This is a genomic window from Sorangium sp. So ce1036 (assembly GCF_051369805.1).
Lineage (GTDB): Bacteria > Myxococcota_A > Polyangia > Polyangiales > Polyangiaceae > Sorangium > Sorangium cellulosum_F.
The window spans coordinates 9,307,970-9,324,389 of the sequence record NZ_JBBMOX010000001.1; the positions used below are offsets into that span (position 1 = coordinate 9,307,970).

At 73.2% G+C, this 16,420-nt stretch carries 13 protein-coding genes; 12 read left to right on the top strand and 1 reads right to left on the bottom strand.

Annotated elements, in window-relative coordinates; translation table 11 throughout:
- Positions 1-593 precede the first annotated feature (593 nt).
- The 9 genes from cas7g to WMF31_RS35000 all read left to right on the top strand — a co-directional run bounded on the left by cas7g (position 594) and on the right by WMF31_RS35000 (position 11,790).
- On the top strand, positions 594-1,871 hold the full coding sequence (gene cas7g / locus WMF31_RS34960) for a type I-G CRISPR-associated RAMP protein Csb1/Cas7g (protein WP_436606091.1): 1,278 nt from the start codon (positions 594-596) through the stop codon (positions 1,869-1,871).
- The gene (gene csb2 / locus WMF31_RS34965; protein WP_436606092.1) at positions 1,871-3,562 is read left to right on the top strand and encodes a type I-G CRISPR-associated protein Csb2; all 1,692 of its coding nucleotides are present in this window, start codon (positions 1,871-1,873) and stop codon (positions 3,560-3,562) included. The genes cas7g and csb2 overlap by 1 nt, the downstream gene beginning before the upstream one ends.
- Positions 3,555-6,626, top strand: coding sequence for a type I-G CRISPR-associated helicase/endonuclease Cas3g (gene cas3g, locus WMF31_RS34970; RefSeq protein ID WP_436606093.1), 3,072 nt, complete (start codon positions 3,555-3,557; stop codon positions 6,624-6,626). The genes csb2 and cas3g overlap by 8 nt, the downstream gene beginning before the upstream one ends.
- Positions 6,623-7,561, top strand: coding sequence for a type I-G CRISPR-associated protein, Cas3-extension family (locus WMF31_RS34975; protein ID WP_129344637.1), 939 nt, complete (start codon positions 6,623-6,625; stop codon positions 7,559-7,561). The genes cas3g and WMF31_RS34975 overlap by 4 nt, the downstream gene beginning before the upstream one ends.
- Positions 7,562-7,711: 150 nt before the next feature.
- Complete coding sequence (locus WMF31_RS34980; protein WP_436606094.1) at positions 7,712-8,458, top strand: radical SAM protein; 747 nt, start codon at positions 7,712-7,714, stop codon at positions 8,456-8,458.
- Positions 8,455-9,546 carry a radical SAM protein gene (locus WMF31_RS34985; protein ID WP_436606095.1) on the top strand — a complete coding sequence of 364 codons (1,092 nt, stop codon included), beginning with the start codon at positions 8,455-8,457 and terminating at the stop codon, positions 9,544-9,546. The genes WMF31_RS34980 and WMF31_RS34985 overlap by 4 nt, the downstream gene beginning before the upstream one ends.
- Positions 9,543-10,535 (top strand): class I SAM-dependent methyltransferase, encoded by a 993-nt coding sequence (locus WMF31_RS34990; RefSeq protein ID WP_436606096.1) that lies wholly within the window; start codon positions 9,543-9,545, stop codon positions 10,533-10,535. Before WMF31_RS34985 ends, WMF31_RS34990 begins: the two co-directional genes overlap by 4 nt.
- A 7-nt stretch (positions 10,536-10,542) precedes the next feature.
- A complete protein-coding gene (locus WMF31_RS34995) occupies positions 10,543-11,160 on the top strand; it encodes an ATP/GTP-binding protein (RefSeq protein WP_436606097.1) in 618 nt (205 codons plus the stop codon).
- Between the two features lie 201 nt (positions 11,161-11,361).
- Complete coding sequence (locus tag WMF31_RS35000; protein WP_436606098.1) at positions 11,362-11,790, top strand: MAPEG family protein; 429 nt, start codon at positions 11,362-11,364, stop codon at positions 11,788-11,790.
- Positions 11,791-12,091: 301 nt separating this feature from the next.
- Here WMF31_RS35000 and dnaX read toward each other — a convergent pair whose 3' ends face one another.
- On the bottom strand, positions 12,092-14,548 hold the full coding sequence (gene dnaX / locus WMF31_RS35005) for a DNA polymerase III subunit gamma/tau (RefSeq protein WP_436606099.1): 2,457 nt from the start codon (positions 14,546-14,548) through the stop codon (positions 12,092-12,094).
- Positions 14,549-14,863: 315 nt separating this feature from the next.
- Here dnaX and WMF31_RS35010 point away from each other — a divergent pair, with 315 nt between their 5' ends.
- The 3 genes from WMF31_RS35010 (at position 14,864) to WMF31_RS35020 (ending at position 16,391) form a co-directional block, all read left to right on the top strand.
- Positions 14,864-15,187 (top strand): YbaB/EbfC family nucleoid-associated protein, encoded by a 324-nt coding sequence (locus WMF31_RS35010; RefSeq protein ID WP_129344603.1) that lies wholly within the window; start codon positions 14,864-14,866, stop codon positions 15,185-15,187.
- Between the two features lie 5 nt (positions 15,188-15,192).
- Complete coding sequence (gene recR, locus WMF31_RS35015; RefSeq protein WP_436606100.1) at positions 15,193-15,909, top strand: recombination mediator RecR; 717 nt, start codon at positions 15,193-15,195, stop codon at positions 15,907-15,909.
- Positions 15,910-16,004: 95 nt separating this feature from the next.
- The gene (locus WMF31_RS35020) at positions 16,005-16,391 is read left to right on the top strand and encodes a RidA family protein (protein ID WP_129344601.1); all 387 of its coding nucleotides are present in this window, start codon (positions 16,005-16,007) and stop codon (positions 16,389-16,391) included.
- The last annotated feature ends 29 nt before the right edge of the window (positions 16,392-16,420 follow it).

A 16,420-nucleotide genomic window follows, 5' to 3' on the forward strand; every position in this document is an offset into this window, starting at 1 on the left:
GAGCTCGCGCCATCGTGGCACCCCCTCTGGGTGCCATCAAACGCCCTCGTGTCCGGCAGCGTCAAGGACACAAATGGTCAATAAATCAAGGAAATTTGGGGCAGCTCATCGGAATGGCAGACGCGCGCTCGATGAAACGCCGCGAGACCTCTCCTCGCCAGCAGCAGCGCGCCGCCTCGCGAAGATCTCTCGATGAGTGCTCCAACATACCCCAGTCTCCGTGCTCGACTCCGACCACCACGATCCGGCAGTCCAGGGCTCAGCGAGCACGACGATCCCGGCTCTGCACCTCACGTCATCCGGCGCATCAGCCCGGATCCGGGCACACCTCGGCGGGTGAGGCATTGCCCTCTTCCCATGCCCCTCCTCCTCTGCGATGGTAAGCACCGTCGCGCCTGCCGGACGACGCCGACGCCGAGCCGCATGAGCCCACGCCTGCCCTACGCCGCCTGGTTCCAGACCGTCGCCGGCGCTTCGCCCCACGTCTCGACGCCGCACGCGCGATCACGTGTTCGACCCCCATCACAGGGTCGCGCACCCACCCACACCCCACGGCCTGTCGTCATTCACCCTGCCCCGCACACGGAGGACTGATGCGCTCTCTCGATCTCGATACCCTCACGCACGCCGTCGCCGGCGGCGCCGCCGCCCTCCGCGCCATCACGCGCCTCGAGCCCGCGGGCGGCCCCGGAGACAAGGTCTTCCCACCGACCTACGTGAAGGAGCGCAACGCCACCACGAAATACGCGATGGAGCCGCGGCGCATCGACGGGCGCGAGGTGAATACCGTGCTCCTCGACTCGGTCGCTTCGCAGGCAAACCGCTTCGAGGAATCGCTGCTCGAAGGATGGCGGCGCGGCGAGCTCCCCTTCCCCGTCGTCCAGGTCGACTTCTCGAAGGAGGAGGGCCTCGAGGATCTCGAGCAGATCACCGCGCTCCAGGCCCCGCACCGCATCGCCGACGCGCTCCTCCGCGACAGCGTGCTGGGCGGCGCCCCGTTCCGCCACACGACCGTCGGCAAGGACATCACCGACGCGCGCCCCACGCACGCGACGGCCATGTTCAAGCACTGCCCGACAGCCCTGATCTTCGGCGTGTGGGACAGCACCGGGCCGAAGGGCGGCCTCGGCGCCAAGTTCCAGCGCTGCCTCGTCTCCGAGATCGTCGGGATCGACGTCGCGCTCGGCGTCAAGACGGCGAGCCGCCTCGACCCCGCCGGCATCCAGACGAAGGCTGGCCCCGTGTTCAAGCACAAGGATCCGAGCCAGGACTGGACCGTCGACCCGAAAGAAGCCGAGATCGTCAAGAACAAGCCCGTCGAGTTCTCCCGGAGCGGCGGCGGCGACGGCAAGAAGGGCTCTCCGTCCGCCATCAACCACGGCAACATCCCGCCGAGCATCGATTCGGACGCAGGCGGGGTCACGATGAGCCACGCCGTGCAGACCACCGTGCTCTCGCTCGGCGCCCTCCGCCGCCTGCGCTTCCAGACCGCCTGCTCGGGCGAGCGCCTCCCCGCCGAGCAGCGCGACGCGGCCGAGACGGCGGCGCGCACCGCCCTCGCCGCGCTGGCGCTCGCCGGCATCGTCTACCAGCGCGACCAGGGCTATGACCTCCGCTCGCGCTCCATCCTCGTCGCGAAGGAGCCGCTCGTGCTCGAGCTCCTCGGACGGGACGGCGGCGAGCCGGAGCGCTTCTCCCTCTCGCGCGCCGAGGCCGTGGCCCTGCTCCAGGGCGCCGAACAGAAGGCGCGGGAGCACGGCCTCGGCTGGGATCCGAAGCCCATCACGCTCACGCCGGCGCCGAAGCTCGCCGGCCTCATCCGGAAGAGCCGCGAGGTGGCGGCGAGCGGCGAGGCCGAGGGCGATAGCTGATGCTCGCGTTCGAGGTCGCCCTGCTGACCGGCCGCTACGTGGCCACCGCGGTCGACGACCGCGGCCGGGCCGAGTGGCCGCCGCACCCGGCGCGGCTGTTCTCGGCGCTCGTCGCGGCGCATTTCGAGGCGCTCGATCGGTCCGAGGCCGAGCGCGCCGCGCTCGAGTGGCTCGAGCGGCAAGGCCCGCCCGAGATCACGGCCCCCGAGGCGGCCGCGCGCGAGGTCGTGACCGTGTTCGTGCCCGTGAACGACACGAGCGTGGTCGGCTCGCTCGACGACGAGGCGCTGCTCGTGCGCGAGGCGCGCGCCGAGCTCGACGCGGCGCGGGAGAAGGGCGGCAAGGCGCTCGCCGCCGCCGAGAAGAAGCTGGCCAAGGCCGAGGCGCGCTTCGAGGACGCCGTCCGCAAGGCGCTCGCCCGCGTCCCGGCCGGTAAGGAGGGCAAGGACGGGCCGGCGAGGGCCGCGTCGCTCTTGCCCGAGCGGCGGACGCGCCAGCCGCGCACCTTCCCGTCGAGCGCCCCCGCCGAGCTCGGGCCTGCCCCGTCGGCCATCGTCTTCGCCTGGCCGAGCGCAGACCCCACGCCGGAGCAGCGCGCGACCCTCGACGCGCTCGCCGCGCGCGTGACCCGGCTCGGGCACTCCTCCTCGCTCGTGTCCGTCCGCGTCCGCGACGATCGCCCCGAAGCGACCTGGATCCCGGACGACGTGGGCCGGGGGCGCGCCGGCGACGAGGCGGTGCTCCGCGTCGTCGGCCCGGGCCAGCTCGAGGCCCTGTGCGCGGCCTTCGAGCTCCAGGCCGACGCGCCGGGACGGGTCATGCCGGCGTCGTTCCAGCGCTACGTGAGGCCCCGCGCCGCCGGCGAGGCGGGCGCCCCGGCGCCCCGGCTCGGCGACGGGTGGATCGTCCTGCGACGGGTGGCCGGTCCGCGTCTCCCCTCGATCCGCGGCGTCGACGTCGCCCGGACCGTGCGCAAGGCGATGATGGCGGCGTACGGCCCCGGTGCGCCCGAGATCCTCTCGGGGCACCGCGCGTCCGGCGGTCCGAGCGAGCGCCCCCACCTCGCGTACGTCCCGCTGCCGTTCGTCGGCAGCGAGCACGCCGACGGCGCGATCCTCGGCGTCGCGCTGATCCTGCCGCGGGACGCGACCCGCGAGGAACGCCTCGCCGTCTACCGCGCGCTGGACGCCTGGGAGCGGCAACGGCGCGAGGACGACGAGGAGCGGCCGCGGCTGCCGGTCCACCTCGGCAGGGCGGGCGAGCTCGTCCTCGAGCGGCTGGAAGAGCATGCGCTCCAGTCGACGCTGCGGCCGGCGACGTGGTGCGCCGAGGCCGTATCCTGGGCCAGCGCCACGCCGGTCGCGCTCGATCGCAACCCGGGCGACCTCGGCGCGCGCGATCCACGGAGAGAGGCCGCCGCCTACGCCGAGGCCGAGGAGACCGTCGCCACGGCGTGCGAGCGGATCGGCCTGCCGCGCCCGGCGCGCGTGACGGTCACGCCCGCGGCGCCCCTCGCGGGCGCCGAAAAGGCCCGGCATTTTCCGCCGTTCCAGGCGGGCTCGCCTCCCCTGCAGCGCGTCCTCGTGCACGCGAGGCTCACGTTCGACGCGCCGGTGAGGGGGCCGATCCTGCTCGGCGCCGGGCGGTACTTCGGCATGGGCCTCTTCCGGCCGCTGAGGGAACATGGCTGATCTCTCGCTCGACGACTTCGCCGCGTACTTCGAGGCGGTCCACGGCGCGACGACGGCTCCGGGAGGCCGCGCGACGCCGTTCCCGTGGCAGGAGAGGCTGCTCGCCGAGGTCGCGCGCGTGGGAGAGTGGCCCAGGTTGCTCGATCTGCCCACGGGCACGGGCAAGACCGCGGCGATCGACGTCGCGATCTTTCACCTCGCGCTCGACGCCGCGTCGCCACCTGCGCAGCGCAAGGCCCCCCGGCGCATCGTGATGGTCGTGGATCGGCGGACGATCGTCGATCAGGCCTTCGAGCGCGCGAAGGCGATCGCCAGGGCCCTGGCCGACGCGCGGGACGGCGTTCTTCGCGCCGTGGCCGACCGGCTCCGTGCGCTCGCCGGCCTCCGCGAGGGCGAGGCGCCGCTCGCGCTGGCGCAGCTCCGCGGCGGCATGCCGCGCGACGACGCATGGGCGCAGAGGCCCGATCAGCCGCTCGTGGCCGTCTCGACCGTGGATCAGGTCGGGTCGCGGCTGCTCTTCCGCGGCTACGGCGTGAGCGACGTCATGCGCCCGATCCACGCGGGGCTGCTCGGCAACGACACGCTCCTGCTGCTCGACGAGGTGCACCTGTCGCGGCCGTTCCGCGACACGCTCCGCTCGCTGCGCCGCTACCGCACGCGGGCGAGCAGCAAGCTGCCCGATCGATGGCGGCTCGTGGAGATGTCGGCCACGCCAGGCAGCCCGCCGGCGATCTCGGGCGGCACGTCGGCGACCCCAGCGACGCCCGACGACGAGCGCGTGTTCGGGCTGAACGACGACGACCTCCGCGACGAGCGGCTCGCCATGCGGCTCCGGGCGAAGAAGCCCGTCGTGCGCCACGAGGTGAAGGTGAGCGGCGGGGAGGACGCGAGGCGAGCGGCCTTCGCCGAGGCGTGCGCCGACCATGCCCTGCGGTTCGTGGCGCCCGGGCGCGCCGTCGGCGTCATCGTCAACCGCGTCGCCACGGCGCGCGAGGCGGCCGCCATCCTGCGGAAGCGGGTCGGCGACAGCGCGGACGTCTTCCTCGTCACCGGCCGCATGCGTCCGCTCGATCGGGACGATCTCGACGGCAAGCTCGGCCCGCTGGTCCGCTCCGGCCGCGTGCGCAACGCGACCGCGCGCCCGGTGGTCGTCGTCGCCACGCAGTGCATCGAGGCGGGCGCCGACTTCGATCTCGACGCGATCGTGACCGAGTGCGCCTCGCTCGACGCCCTCCGGCAGCGCTTCGGCCGGCTGGACCGGCTCGGTGCGCTCGAGCTCGCGCCCCACGACGTGCGCGGCGTCGTCCTGGTGCGCTCGGATGCAATGACCAAGGATCACGTCGATCCGGTCTACGGCAAGGCGCTCGCGGAGACGTGGACCTGGATCGGCGAGGGCACGCGCGATTTCGGGATCCAGGCGATCGCCGCGGCGCTGCCCGAAGGGGAGGCGCTCGACGCGATGCTCTCGCCGAAGAGCCGCGCCCCCGTGATGCTCCCCGCGCACCTCGACCTGTGGGTGCAGACGAGGCCCAGCCCCGTGATCGATCCCGACGTCTCGCTGTGGCTCCATGGGACCGATCAGCAGCAGGCGCCCGAGGTGCAGGTCGTCTGGCGCGCCGATGTGACCGAGGCGCTGCTCGAGCAGGCCATGGAAGAGGAAGAGACGCGCGAGGCCCTGTTGAAGCGCGTGGAGGCGTGCACGCCGGTGGGGCTCGAGGCGCTCTCGATGCCGATCCACGCGGTGCGCGCATGGCTCCAGGGGGGCACAGGGCCCGATCTCGCCGACGTCGAGGGGCGCGCGGTGGGCGAGGACGACGGAAACCCGCGGACCGGGCGGCCCGCGCTCGTCTGGAAGGGCGACGAGAGCCGGGTGATCAACCCCCGCGATCTCCACGCGGGCAGCACGATCGTCGTCCCGAGCACGTACGGGGGCCTCGCCGAAGGCACCTGGGATCCCTCGTGCCACGAGCCCGTCTCGGATCTGGGCGACCGCGCTCGATGGCAGCAGACGGGGCGCCCGACGCTGCGGCTGCACCCGGAGCTCTTGCGGCAGCATGCTGACGTCCTGGATCGTGCATGGCCAGAGGCCCCTGTCCCGGTCGAGGAAGAGGGCTCGGACGTCGATGAGCGCGAGGCCGTCGACGCGTGGCTATCGCAAATGAGCGAGGCCATCGACACATGGCTTTCGCAGAGCAATGCGAAGGCGACCGGAGCGTCGTGGCTCGGCGGGGTGCTCGAGGCGCTCGCTGTGAAGGGGAGGAAGCGCCCCGCCCTCTTGCGGCTCGACGGCATCGCGCGGCTCGGCGCGGGCGGCGGGCTGGAGAGGGGTTACTTCGCGCTCGTCGGGCGCGTCCGCGCACACGCCGAAGGGGTGGGCGACGTGACGACGGAGGACGACGGCGCATCGCATACGGGCGTCGAGGTGACCCTGCGGGAGCACCTGGGCGGCGTCGCCGCCTGGGCCGAGCGGTTCGCCGAGCAGTGCGGGCTTCCGCCCGAGGTCGTGCGCGACGTGGAGCTCGCGGCGCGCTGGCATGACGCGGGGAAGGTGGATCCGCGCTTCCAGCGGATGCTCCACGGGGGCAGCGAGCTCCGGGCGGCGGTGGCCGCGGAGCCGCTCGCCAAGAGCGCGATCGTCGCCGCGGATCGCGCCGCGCGGGCCCGCGCGCGCGAGCGGTCAGGGTATCCGCGGGGGGCCCGTCACGAGCTGTCATCCGTCGCGCTCCTGGAGGCCCGGCCATCGCTGCTCGACGGCGCCAAGGATCCGGATCTTGTCCTGCATCTCGTGGGATCGCATCACGGCTGGTGCCGGCCACTCGCGCCGGTGGTGGACGATCCCGAGCCGGTCGAGCTCGCCTTCGACGCCGGCGGCACGGTCGTGTCCGTCTCCAGCGACCACGGCGTCCCGCGGCTCGACTCGGGTATCGCCGAGCGGTTCTGGCGGCTCGTGGAGCGCTACGGCTGGTTCGGTCTGGCGTGGCTAGAGGCGATCCTCCGGCTCGCGGATCACCGTCGGAGCGAGGAAGAGCAGCGCGGCGAGATCGAGGCGAGGGACGAGCGATGACCGAGCTCCTGCTGACCGGCCTGGATGGCAAGAACCCGCTGGCGTTCCTTTCGGCGCTGGGCGTGCTCAATGCGCTCGCTGACCGGGCGAAGGAGGGACAGCCGGAGCCCAGGCTGCTCTGGCGCGCCGGTGGGACGTACAGGCCGGCGATCGTGGGCGGTCCAGATCGCAATGCATTGCTCGACGCGCTCGTGCACGATCTGGAGAGCTTCCGGGGAGAGCCAGCTATCGAGCGGCTGCGTTATCGTAAAGACGGGAACGGGGCCGAGGCGCACGATCTCAAGCCGCCTCCGGGCTTCTTCGCGGACTACCTGAGCGGTCTGGTGCGCGAGGATCGGCGGCGAAGCCTCGACTTCGCGGCCGCGTTCGCGACGGACGTCGCGGTGGACAACAACGGCAACACGAAGCCGACCGCGCTCCATTTCACCGCGGGGCAGCAGGAGTTCCTCGGCATGGTGAGCGAGCTCACCCAGGGCGTGCGCGTCGAGGACCTGGAAGAGGCGCTGTTCGGTCCGTGGCGATACGAGCGTCCGCTCCCGGTGCTTCAGTGGGACAACACCTCGGCGCGCGACTATGCGCTTCGGGCGAGCGATCCATCGAAGGACAAGAAGCTCGGCGTGCCCGGCGCGGATTGGCTCGCGTTCCGGGGCTTGCCGTTCATCCGGGTGGCCCCGGTCGGCGACCGGATCGTGACGACCGGTTGCAGCGGCGAGTGGAAGACAGGGACATTCCGGTGGCCGATCTGGACCGTGCCGCTCCCGCGCTCGGTCATCGGCTCCGTCCTGACGTCGCCGGAGCTCGTCGAGGTTGACCCGAGCGTCCTGCGGGCCCGCGGCATCGCCATCGTGCTGGAGTCCGCGATCCGCCGGAGCGATCAGGGCGGTTACGGGAGCTTCGCCCCGGCGCGCATGGCGCGCCCCGCCCGAGGGGACTGATCGACTGCCAGCCAGGAAAGAGGGCCGCGCGAGGGCGGCACGCATCGCCGGCGAGCTTTCCCCTGTCTCGCACCGCGACGGCCTCCCTCGCTCGGTTGATGCGCCCCGCCTGGGCATCCCGTCGGGTGTACCCTCCTCGCTGGAGGCCCCATGCCGACCGCGACGAGACCCCAGAACGCCACGCTCACCGGCACGCTCCCGCTCGACCGGCCCACGGCGGAGCGGCCGCGCCGGCTCTACGTGGCGACCTCGAACCACTGCAACCGCGCGTGCCCCTGGTGCTGCACCTGCTCGTCGCCGAAGGGGCAGACCTTCCTCGCCCTCGACCGCTACCGCGCGAGCTTCCCGGCCGAGGGCCCGTTCGAGGTGCAGCTCGAGGGCGGCGAGCCCACGATCCACCCGCACTTCGACGAGATGGTGCGGCTCGCCCGCGTCGAGCCGCGCTGCGCGCGCGTCGTCGTCGTCACCAACGGGGTCGAGCTCCCGCGCGAGCCGGCCGGGCTCGACGCCTGGCTGGAGAAGCTCGGCGAGCCCACGACGATCAAGCTGTCGGTCAACCACCACCTCCTCGAGCACGACGGCGGCCTGCTCGACCTCGCGCGCGCCCTGCGCGAGCGGCTCGCGGCGCTCGGCGGCGACCGCCAGCTCGTGCTGAACGTCCGGCTGCGCAAGACAGAGCCGGACGGCGACGCGTGGGTCGCGCAGGCCGTGCGTGACGCGGGGCTCATCGAGCTCGCCAACGTGTTCCACCTGCAGCGCTACGGCTTCGCGCAGGAGCGCGAGGACTGGGACGAGCCCTTCCTCGTCGGCACCCATTTCACGATGCTCAACCCGGACGGCGGCGCCTTCGGCCCCGACCTCGTCGCGCGCTCCGACGCCATGCGGAGGCTGCCGTGAGCGCGCGCCCGTTCCGCGACGAATGGCGCCGCCTGAAGAGCCGCGCCTTCGACCTGACAGGCAACAGCACGGCCGGCGCGACGGTGCGCCTCGACCTGTGGGGCCGGCCGGTCGAGGTCTACCGCAACGCGAACTTCTCCATCTACAGCCGGCAGCCCTGCAACGCGAAGTGCCACTTCTGCGTCGAGGAGCTCAGGCCCGCGTCGCGCGGGCGGAGCCTCGCCGTGCAGAAGATCGTCGAGGACGACGACGGGCGCTACTTCGACGCCATGGCCGAGTCCCTGGACGCGCTCCGGCCGCTCGATCCCACGGTGTCGATCACCGGCGGAGAGCCGAGCCACGATCCGCGGCTGCCCCGCATCCTCGCGCTCGGCCAGGCGCGCCGCTGCCGCAAGCGGACGCTCACCACGAACGGCTCGGGGCTGCTCCAGCAGCGCGAGGGAAAGCGGGTGATCGACTGGATCGTGGAGACCGGCGTCCAGCACCTCAACATCAGCCGCGCCCACCCCGACCACGACACGAATGCCAGGCTCATGGTGATGAAGGACGGCCTGAGCGTCGACGAGCTCCGCCGCGTCGTGGCGGCGGCCGCGGCCGGCGGCACCCGCGTGCGCCTCTCCTGCGTGCTCCTGCAGGGCCAGATCGACGCCGTGGAGCACATCGTGGCCTACCTGCGGTTCGCGCGGTCGCTCGGCGTGGACAACGTGATCTTCCGGCAACTGATGAAGACCGACCCGGCCGCGGTGGTCGAGAACCACGTCGTCAAATACAGCGATCGCGCCCGCGTCCGGCTCGAGCCGATCCTCGACGCGCTGAGCGCCGACGCGCGGTTCTCGTTCGAGCGGCAGATCGTGGGGTATTACTACTATGTCGAGGTGTTCCGCTTCCAGGACATCGATGTGGTCTTCGAGGAGGCCGATCTCGCGCAGATCGAGGAGACGAAGCGCTCGGGCCCGGGCATCGTCCACGAGCTCATCTTCCACCCGAACGCCCGGCTCGCCTCGACCTGGCAGCCCTGGGACGGCATCCTGGGCCCGCCGACGCCGCCAACGACCACGACGGCGCGCGCGGCGCAGGACGCGTCATGACGCCGCCCATCATCCCCCTGCCCTACATCGGCCGGAACCTGCTCTTTCTCGAGGAGGCGCTGGACGAGCTCGAGGCGCGCGGCATCACGAGCCCGCTCCTGTTCCGCGCGAGCGAGGCGGACAAGCTGGCTCGCCTCCTCGAGCACGGCACCGACCGCGCCGGATACCCCGGAGAGCGGCCGTGGACCGACGGCCCGGCTCAGGGGCGCCCGATCCGGCACGAGGACGTCATCTTCGCGACGACCGCCGACGAGATCCGGCGGGGAGAGCGGGAGCCCGAGCGGTCCACGTCGCTCAAGAAGTTCGCCGTCATCGCGCGGCCGCTGTTCGTCGCGTACGACGCCCGCTGCTTCGTGAAGCTGTGCGACAGGCAATACGAATACGGCGATCCAGCGCGGAAGCCGGCGGCGCTCCTGGCGCTGTTTCCGGTGACCCGGGTCGATCCCGTCCAGGGCTGGTTCTCCGAGGAGGCCGGCCTCGCGTACCGGGCGCTCGTGCGCTCGATCCGCGGCGGCGCCATGGTCGAGGTGGGCTCCTGGAAGGGGCTCTCCACGGCATACGTCGGGCGGCTCGCGGCGCGGCGCGGCGTCGCGCTCCACTGCGTCGACGCCTGGGAGGGCTCCAGCGACGCATACGCCGCGCGATACAGCGCCTTGCTGGCCGCGGAGGACGTGCCCGGCGCGTTCGAGGCGAACATGGAGGCGCTCGGGCTCCGGCCGATCGTCCATCGGCTGGCCTCCACGGACGCGGCGGCGCGCTTCGCCGAAGCGAGCCTGGATCTCGTCTTCCTCGACGCCTCGCACGACGCGGCGGCGGTGCTGGCGGACCTCGAGGCCTGGTGGCCCAGGCTCAAGCCGGGCGCGATCCTGGCCGGCCATGACCACAACGAGGAGCACGCGGGCGTCCTGGAGGCCGTCGCGCGCTTCGCGGCGCGCGCTGGACGCGCCGTCGAGGTCGGCGGGGGCTCGGTGTGGTGGACGCGGCGGTGAAGCTTCGATGAGCGAGCGTGTCTTCAAGCGTCTCTTCGTGGCGACGGGCGCCTATTCGTGCGGCAAGACAACGACGCTCCGTCACCTTGCGTCCACGCGGGGCTACCGCGTGCACGGCGAGGCGCACCGGCGCGTGCTCGACGAGCTCGGCGCGCGCACCCACGGCCACCCGCCGGACGCGCCGTTTCACCCGATCGACGCGCCGGAGCACGTCTGTCCGCTGTGCCGAAAGCGGGAGTTCGCCGCGCGGGTGCTGGAGACGCAGAGGACGATCGAGGCGGAGGCGCGCGGCGGCGACTGGCTGGAGCGCGGGTATCTCGACCCCGTCGAGTACTACCTGCGCACGAGCGGAGAGGAAGAGTACCCCTGGCCGCCCGGCGAGCCCGCCTTCGAGCGCTATGCGCTCGTGTTCCTGTTCGCCGTGATGCCGGAGCTCCAGGCGCCGCGCTGGGGGAGGAGCCGAGAGGAGCGCGCCGCCGAGGCGGAGCGCATCAACGGGCGGCTCGGCGCGATGTACCGCGCGGCCGGCTTCCAGGTGGTCGACGTCGCCCCCGGCACCGTGGAGGAGCGGGCGGAGCTCCTGGCGAGCCTCTCGCGGACGAGCGACGCGGCGCAGCACGATTGAGGTGCCCGGGGCAGCAGCCGGCGGCCGGCGCTTTGCGGCGTCGCGCCCGGCCCGATCGCGGACGCATGCAGCGCGGGCCGGGCGAGGCTGTCGTTCCTGCCGCTCACGACGATCACGCCGCGGAGGACGCCGCCAGCCAGGGGAGGACACAGGCAAGAAGATCCCATGTTACAATCGCGGTAACCACCCCCGGGAGAGGCCATGCCGCCGACGTTCAAGATCTGGGTCGCGTCGCTGCTCGTGCTCTATTTCAAGATGCACTTCAACTCGGCCATGCAGAAGCGCGGCCGCGTCGCGGCGGGAGGTTATCCGCGGCCGGAAGACGCCGAGATGTTCGGCCTCGCGCACAAGGAGGACACCGGCCTTGCATGGCGCGCCGGCCGCTGCTGGCAAAACGATCTGGAGAACATCCCTCTCTATCTCTTCGTCTCCCTCGCGTACGTGCTCGCCGGCGGCCCCGAGCTCTGGGCGTACGTGCTGTTCGGCGCGTTCACCGCGGCGAGGGTGGCCCACACGGCGTGTTACCTCCTGAGCCTGCAGCCGTGGAGGCTCATCTGCTATGCGACCGCGCACTTCGCCCAGCTCGCCATCCTCGGGTTCGTCGTCCACCGGGTGTTCCTGGCCATGTGAGCAGCGCCCGCCTCACAGCCGGGTTGCCTCCCGGGGCCGGCGGCAACACCGGCCGAGGCGCTACCCTCCCCGCGAGCTCCTGGTCGCCGCCGCGCACGCCCCGCTCCCCTCCCCGACCTCGGCCACGTCCCCCGGTGAGCAGCGGCTCGTGCTCCACGACGACGTGCTCGCGCGCTTCGTGCGCGGGCCGGATCGACACGAGGCGGCCAAAGCATTCCGCGACGGGCTGCGGGCCGGGCGCTGCTCCCCGGCTCGAGCGCCTCGCTGCGCCTTTCGGCCGCTGCCCCCGGCGGCGTGCGGCTCACCCCTCCGCGAAGTCCTGGGCGAGCCGCACGTCCTTGAGCTCCGCGCCGAGCAGCTCGATCGCGGCCGTGACGAGCGGGTGCTCGGCCACGGCGCGCCGCGCGGCGTCGACGCGCGCCTTGCGCTCGGCGGTCTCGACCTGCGCGAGCGAGGGGCCGCCGCTGCCGCGGGTGATCGTCTCGAACGCGAGATCGGTGGGGCCGCCGAAATGCGAGCGCAGGACGCGGAGGAGCAGCTCGGTGGCCGCGGGCTCGGTGGCCTGACCGGACAGGAACGAGTTCGCCTCGTACCCGAGGACGACGCGGGTCGGCGTGAGCTCCAGCACGGCCGCGTGCTCGAGCACGGAGGCGAGCGCGGGCCGCTGGCCGCGGACCGCGGCGATCACGGCGCGCCAGGTGACGAGGTCGTCGGCGCTCATGGCCGGGGGCGGCGCGCTCGTGCGCGAAGCGGGGCCCGGCGCCGCGGAGGGCGGAGCGGCACGAGGAACGGAGGACGGGGCGCCGCGCGGCGAGGGAGGCGGCGCGCTGTCGGCGCGGTATCCCGGAGCGGGCGCGCCGTTCACGTGGTCGGTGGCCTTCGCGAAGGCCGGGACGGCGCCGTTCGCGAACGGCGCCGCCATGCCGCCCGTGCCCGCCGCGCCGTTCGCCCGCGCCGTCCCGTTCGCCGCCGCCGCGCCGTTCGCGAAGGCGGCGCCGCTCGACAGCGCGCCGTTTGCTGCCGCCGCGCCGTTCGCGAAGGCGGCGCCGCTCGACACCGCGCCGTTCGCGAAGGCGGCGCCGCTCGACACCGCGCCGTTTGCTGTCGCCGCGCCGTTCGCGAAGGCAGCGCCGTTCGCGAAGGCAGCGCCGTTCGGCCTCGCCATCCCGTTCGCTGCGGCGGCCCCGCTCGCGAACGCGACGCCGTGCGCCGCCGCCGCGCCGTTCGCCCGCGCCGCGCCGTTCGCGAAGACAGCGCCGTTCGATGCCGCGCCGTTCGCGGAGGCAGCGCCGTTCGACGCCGCGCCGTTCGCCCTCGTCACGCCGTGCGCTGCCGCCGCGCCGTTCGCAAAGGCAGCGCCGTTCGACGCCACGCCGTTCGCCCGCGCCACGCCGTTCGGAACGGCAGCGCCGCTCGCCGCCGCGCCGCTCACCGCCGCGCCGCTCATCGCCGCGCCGCTCATCGCCGCGCCGCTCGCCGCCTCGCCCGCCGCCGCGCCACGCCGCGGCGCCCCCGCCGCGCCGCCGCCCGCCGCCCCCGGCCGCTGCGGCGCGCGCTCCCCACCGCCGCCGCCTCCACCCCCGCCGCCTCCACCCCCGCCGCCGTTCAGGCGCCGCTCCATCTCCCCGAGGCGGCGCAGCAGCTCGTCGAGCGGCAACAGCGGAGGCCGCCGCGCGAGCCGCACGAGCGCCATCTCGAGCGACGCCCGCGGCTGGCCGCTCCGGACGATGTCGTCGAACGCGCGCGAGAAACCCTGGTGCAGCCGCGTCAGATCGTCCGCGTCCGCCCGCGCCGCGAGCGCCTTCACGTCGGCGACCTCCTCGTCCGCCAGATCGAGCAGCGGCCCCGGCTCCTCGCACACCCTGGCCACCACGAGGTCGCGCAGGTGCGCGAGGATGTCGCGGGCCACGTGCGGCAGATCGTACCCCTGCTGCGCCAGATCGCCGACGATGCGCACGCACGCCGCGGGATCGCCGTCCACCAGCGCCTCCGCCAGGCGGTGCAGCACGACGCGATCCGCCACGCCGAGCACCTTCGCCACCCCCTCGGCCGTGATGCGATCGCCGCTCGTCCCCACCCACGCGAGCACCTGATCGAGCAGGCTCATCGCGTCGCGCATGCTCCCCGCGGCCTCCCGCGCGAGCGCGCTGAGCGCCGCGTCGTCGGCCGGGACCTGCTCCTGCTCGAGCACCCAGCGGAGCCGCGCCGCGATCGCCTGCGCGCTGATCAGCTTGAAATCGTAGCGCTGGCAGCGGCTCAGGATCGTGACCGGGACCTTGTGCACCTCGGTCGTCGCGAAGATGAACTTCACGTGCGGCGGAGGCTCCTCCAGCGTCTTCAGGAACGCGTTCCACGCCGCGTTCGAGAGCATGTGGACCTCGTCCACGATGAAGATCTTGAAGCGGTCGCGCGCCGGACGGTACGGCAGGCTCTCCTGGAGCTTGCGCACCTCGTCGACGCCGTTGTAGCTCGCGCCGTCGATCTCCTGGACGTCGACGTCGGCGCCGACCGTGATCTCGACGCAGGCCGGGCACGTCTGGCACGGCGTCGCCGTGGGGCCGTTCACGCAGTTGAGCGCCTTCGCCAGGATGCGCGCGCTCGTCGTCTTGCCGACCCCGCGGACGCCCGTGAACAGGAAGGCGTGCGCGACGCGATCGCGCGCGATGGCGTTGGCGAGCGTCGTGGATACGTGCTCCTGGCCGACGAGATCCTCGAAGGACTGCGGGCGCCATTTGCGCGCGAGGACGACGTAGCTCATACGCTGCTCGACTAGCACCTTCTGGCGGGCGCGTCGCCGCGGCTCTCGCCTGGACAGCGCTCGGCCCGCATTCCGGAGAGCATGCCAGAGTTGCCACGCTGGACGCACCCTGGTTCGCACCTGGCCGCGATCGGCGACGGCGGCGCGCCCCTGGACACCCTGGAGAGGCCGACGAAGCCGCGCGCCGGCGGCTGGAGAGCGCCGACGCGCCGCATTGCCCCGACCCGCGCGCGCCGCCCTGGCCGAGCCCCGCTCCCGGCGGCCCCTTCCCGGTTGCGGCGCGGCGCGGTTCACGGCATAGACGCCGGTCTGACCATGCAATTTCGCGGCGGAATGAATGAGCTGGTTCGCCAGGCGGCGCGCATGCAGCGCAAGATCGACCAGGTGAAGGGCGAGCTGAAGGACCGCGAGGTGAGCGCGACCGCCGCCGGCGACAAGGTCACGGTCGTGGTCTCCTGCGAGGGAAAGGTGCGCAAGATCGACGTCGATCCCGCCTTCCTCGCGAGCGAGGGCCTGGAGATGGCGCTCGACGCGATCGTCGCGGCGTCGAACTCGGCGCTCGAGGCGGCCGACAAGCTCGTCGAGGGCGAGATCGCCAAGGTGACCGGCGGCGTGAAGCTCCCCGGCATGCACACTTGATCGCGTTGCGCCCCCCGTCGCCCCTCCCCAGCCCCTCGAACCTCCCGAACGCCGGACGGGGCGCGCCCACGGCCGCCTTCCGCGGCGCACCCGGCGGCCTGCCCGGTCGCCTGTCGCGGGTCGCCCAGCTGCTCGCCCGCCTGCCCGGCGTCGGCGAGAAGACCGCGCAGCGCTTCGCCCTGTTCCTCGTGACGGCCGGCGAGGACACCGCGCGCGACCTGGGCAGCGAGCTCGTCGACCTGTGCGAGCACATCCGGCCGTGCACCCGGTGCGGCCACATCGCCGAGGTCGGCGAGGGCGACGAGGCCGGCCAGGCGCTCTGCGCCATCTGCCGCGACGCGCGGCGCGACGGCGCGCTCCTCTGCGTCGTGGCGCGCGTGCAGGACCTCCTGGCCATCGAGCGGAGCGGGGCGATGCGCGGGCGCTACTTCGTGCTCGGCCGGCTCCTCTCGCCCCTCGAGGGCGTCGGGGCCGAGGAGCTGCCCCTCGAGGCGCTCCGGGCGCGCGTGCGCGACCCCGAGCAGCCGGTGCGGGAGGTGCTCGTCGCGACCCCGCCCTCCGTCGACGGAGAGGCGACCGCGCTGCTCATCGCGCGCGAGCTCGGCGCCCTGGGGATCCAGGTCACGCGCATCGCCAGCGGCGTGCCGCACGGCGGAGATCTGGAGTTCGCCGACCAGGTGACCCTGGGGCGAGCCATCGAGGGCCGGAAGCGCTTCGGCTAGCGGGGGGCCGCGCAGAGCGTCCCCGGGCCCACGAGCATGGGCCGGGGCGGGCGGGGCCTCCGCCCTCCGAGGCGCTCCACGATTCAGAGGTCAACATGTCCAAAACCGCAATCACAACCGATCGGGCCCCGCGCGCCATCGGGCCTTACTCGCAGGCCGTGCAGGTCGGCGACCTCGTCTTCTGCAGCGGCCAGATCCCGGTCGATCCCGCGACGGGCGAGCTCGTCGCAGGGGGGATCCAGGCGCAGACGGCTCAGGTGATCAAGAACCTGGGCGAGGTGCTGTCCGCGGCCGGCGCGAGCTGGAACGACGTGGTGAAGACCACGATCTTCCTCACGGACCTCGCGGATTTCGCCGTCGTCAACCAGGTGTACGGGGCGGCCGTCGGCGGCGTGCTGCCCGCCCGGGCGACGGTGCAGGTGGCGGCGCTGCCCAAGGGCGCCGCCGTCGAGATCGAAGCTGTTGCCCATCTATCGCGATAATCGGGGCGCCGCGGCCGCGGCCCCCTTCT